Consider the following 3,274-nt stretch of genomic DNA (forward strand, 5'->3'; position numbering starts at 1 on the left):
GGACGAGTTCGCCGTACGTCTTGGAGGCGTACAGCGTCTCCAGCCGCTCCTCCAGCTCGGTGTACGACAACCGGCCCTCGCCGGCGGCGTCACGCAGTACGTCGGCGACCTCCTCGCGCTCGAGGTCCGACACGCGCCGTCGCAGCGCCGGGTCCTCGGCCTGCGCCGGCACCACGTCCTGCGGGCGGTTCTGCTGGGGAACGTCATCCTGAGCCACGCTAGAAACCATACGCGCGGCACATGCCCACTGCCGCCCGTTTCTTCCCCGATTCACCCCTGACGCCATCCCTGAGCCGGCCTCATACTGTCCACCATGACCTGGCCTGAGGGTGTCCTGGGGCGGGCGCTGGCCGCCGGCTATCTGATCGCGTTCCCGGCGGTGTACGCCGGTGTTGTGTGGAGCCTGATCCTGGAGATCACCGGCGCCGGCGAGATACCTGCCGCCGCCGTGGTGATGTGGGGCTTCGGAGCGGTGGTGATCGTCGCCTTGTCCTTCGTGCTGCGTCACCGGGCGCCCGGGCCCGGTAACAGGCTGAGCAAGGGCATGAGTGGTGACCAGCGGATGTATCACAGGCTCGCGCTGGGTCTGGAACTGCCGGGTGCGTGGCGGGCCGTTCGGCGGACACCTCCGCAGTAGGTGAGACGGAGGTCGCGTCGGCTGGCGGTGCGGGGAGAACTAGGCTTTGGGCGTCCAGTCCAGTTTGTGTGGAGGTATTGCGTGTCTGCGGACTTCAACTACTCCGATCTGTTGCCGTTGGGTACTGACGAGACGCAGTACCGGCTGCTGACGACCGAGGGTGTCAGTACGTTCACCGCCGGCGACAGGACGTTCCTGCAGGTGCAGCCGGAGGTGCTGCAGCAGTTGACCGCGGAGGCGATGCACGACATCTCGCACTACTTGCGGACCGCGCACCTCGAGCAGCTGCGGCGGATCATCGACGACCCGGAGGCGTCCGGGAACGACCGGTTCGTGGCGCTGGACCTGTTGAAGAACGCGAACATCTCGGCCGGCGGCGTACTCCCGATGTGCCAGGACACCGGGACCGCGATCGTGATGGGCAAGAAGTCCGAGGGCGTGCTGACCGGCGCGGTCGACGAGGAGTGGATCAGCCGCGGCGTGTACGACGCGTACACCAAGCTGAACCTGCGCTACTCGCAGATGGCCCCGCTGACCATGTGGGACGAGAAGAACACCGGCTCCAACCTCCCGGCGCAGATCGAGTTGTACTCGACCCCGGCCGGCTCCGGCGACCCGGCGTACAAGTTCCTGTTCATGGCCAAGGGCGGCGGCTCCGCGAACAAGTCGTTCCTGTACCAGGAGACCAAGGCGGTGCTGAACCCGTCACGGATGATGGAGTTCCTGGACGAGAAGATCCGGTCGCTCGGGACCGCGGCCTGCCCGCCGTACCACCTCGCGGTCGTGGTCGGCGGTACGTCGGCCGAGTTCGCGCTGAAGACCGCGAAGTACGCCTCCGCGCACTACCTCGACACGCTGCCGACGACGGGATCGCCGGTCGGGCACGGGTTCCGGGACGTGGAGCTGGAGGAGGAGGTCTTCAAGCTGACGCAGCAGTTCGGGATCGGGGCGCAGTTCGGCGGGAAGTACTTCTGCCATGACGTCCGCGTGATCCGGCTGCCGCGGCACGGGGCGTCCTGCCCGGTCGCGATCGCGGTGTCCTGTTCGGCGGACCGGCAGGCGCTCGCGAAGATCACGCCGGAGGGTGTGTTCCTGGAGCAACTGGAGACGGAGCCGGCGCGGTTCCTGCCGGACACCACCGACGAGCACCTGGACGACTCCGAGGTGGTCCGCGTCGACCTGAACCGGCCGATGAGTGAGATCCGCGCGGAGCTGTCCAAGCTGCCGGTGAAGACCCGGCTGTCGCTGACCGGGCCGCTGGTGGTGGCGCGGGACATCGCGCACGCGAAGATCAAGGAGCGGCTGGACGCGGGCGAGCCGATGCCTTCGTATCTGCGCGATCATGCCGTCTACTACGCGGGACCGGCGAAGACGCCGGAGGGGTACGCGTCGGGGTCGTTCGGGCCGACGACGGCGGGCCGGATGGACGCGTACGTCGACCAGTTCCAGGCGGCGGGTGGATCGTTCGTGATGCTTGCCAAGGGCAATCGGTCGGCGAAGGTGACGGCGGCGTGCAAGGAGCACGGCGGGTTCTACCTGGGGTCGATCGGCGGGCCGGCGGCGCGGCTGGCGCAGGACTGCATCAAGTCGGTCGACGTGATCGAGTACCCGGAGCTCGGCATGGAGGCGATCTGGAAGATCCAGGTCGAGGACTTCCCGGCCTTCATCGTCGTGGACGACAAGGGAAACGACTTCTTCACAGACACGAGGAAGCCGGTCCCACTGACGGTCCGCCCGCGTAGCTGAAAACGAGCGGTGGGGGTCAGCCGTCCCATTGACCATCCGCCCGCACAGTTGAAAACAAGCGCTGGGGTCAGCCGTCCCATTGACCACCCGCCCCCGCAGCGGAAAGCAGGCGGTGGGGGTCAGCCGTCCCATTGACGGTCCGCGCGTGTTGCTGAAAAAGCAGGGTGGGGGTCGGCCCGTCGCGCTGACGGTTCTGCGCTCGCGGGGTTGAGTCAGCCGGCTTTGGTTTGGAGTTCTTCGGGGAGTTTGAGGAGGAGGGCCTTGGCGGCGCGGACGAGGTCTGCCTCGTTGTGGCCGAAGGCTTGGAGGTAGCACCCAAGGGCCGAGCGCAGCATCTGGAGCTCCTCGGCCTGCAGCTCGATGGTGTACATACCTCCAAGTTAATCCCGCACCCACCAGTTGTCAGCTGTGCAGCTCCTCCGCGATCAGCGCCGGCTGGTGGGTGGTCGGCGCGGGCGGCACCCGCCAGCTCGCGGGTGGGACCCACGTCTGCCAGTCCTCGGAGAACGGCGCCACCCACGCCTCGACGTCCCGGATCGCCGCGTGCGCGTCCGCGACGATCCGCTCCGCCTCGGCGGGCGTGAACCGCCCCGCGGCGACCGCGCCCTCCAGCTCGTCCTCGTCCTTCCACTCGATGCTGCGGTCCGGGTTGATCCACAGGTCGAGGACGTGGTCGACAGTGCTGGTACGCCGGGCCTCCGGGTCGCGGACGTGTTCGCGTTCCAGGTTCACGTACCACCCGCGGAAGGTCCCGTCCGCGGCCCAGAAGTACCAGACCGACCACGGCTTGCCGGACGGTGACGCCTTGAGGATCCCGGTCCCGCGCCAGACGTCGAGCTTCAGCACCCGGTCCTCGGTGAACATCCCGATCGGACCGGCGTACCGCGTCTC

General features: G+C 67.9%; 5 protein-coding genes. 2 read left to right on the plus strand and 3 right to left on the minus strand.

Annotation, left to right across the window (positions count from 1 at the left end):
- Window positions 1-217, minus strand: a 217-nt coding sequence (locus tag VFF46_RS29225) for a DUF1707 domain-containing protein (RefSeq protein ID WP_325040442.1), incomplete at its 3' end; no start/stop codon positions are given.
- 96 nt (window positions 218-313) lie between these two features.
- Between VFF46_RS29225 and VFF46_RS29230 the strand changes: the two genes are divergently transcribed.
- The gene (locus VFF46_RS29230; protein ID WP_325040443.1) at window positions 314-637 is read left to right on the plus strand and encodes a hypothetical protein; all 324 of its coding nucleotides are present in this window, start codon (window positions 314-316) and stop codon (window positions 635-637) included.
- 81 nt (window positions 638-718) lie between these two features.
- Window positions 719-2,383, plus strand: a complete 1,665-nt coding sequence (locus VFF46_RS29235; RefSeq protein WP_325040444.1) for a fumarate hydratase — start codon at window positions 719-721, stop codon at window positions 2,381-2,383.
- Between the two features lie 212 nt (window positions 2,384-2,595).
- Here the strand turns inward: VFF46_RS29235 and VFF46_RS29240 are convergent, their stop codons facing one another.
- Both VFF46_RS29240 and VFF46_RS29245 read right to left on the minus strand, forming a co-directional pair.
- Window positions 2,596-2,754 carry a hypothetical protein gene (locus VFF46_RS29240; RefSeq protein ID WP_325040445.1) on the minus strand — a complete coding sequence of 53 codons (159 nt, stop codon included), beginning with the start codon at window positions 2,752-2,754 and terminating at the stop codon, window positions 2,596-2,598.
- 31 nt (window positions 2,755-2,785) lie between these two features.
- Window positions 2,786-3,274, minus strand: a 489-nt coding sequence (locus VFF46_RS29245; RefSeq protein WP_325040446.1) for a DUF402 domain-containing protein, incomplete at its 5' end; no start/stop codon positions are given.

It is taken from the genome of Kribbella sp. (assembly GCF_035655035.1).
Classification (GTDB): Bacteria; Actinomycetota; Actinomycetes; order Propionibacteriales; family Kribbellaceae; genus Kribbella.

Excerpts from the sequence above, each read along its gene's own strand:
- VFF46_RS29230 (WP_325040443.1), top strand. The coding sequence starts at position 314 with ATGACCTGGCCTGAGGGTGTCCTGGGGCGGGCGCTGGCCGCCGGCTAT.
- VFF46_RS29240 (WP_325040445.1), bottom strand. The coding sequence starts at position 2,754 with ATGTACACCATCGAGCTGCAGGCCGAGGAGCTCCAGATGCTGCGCTCG.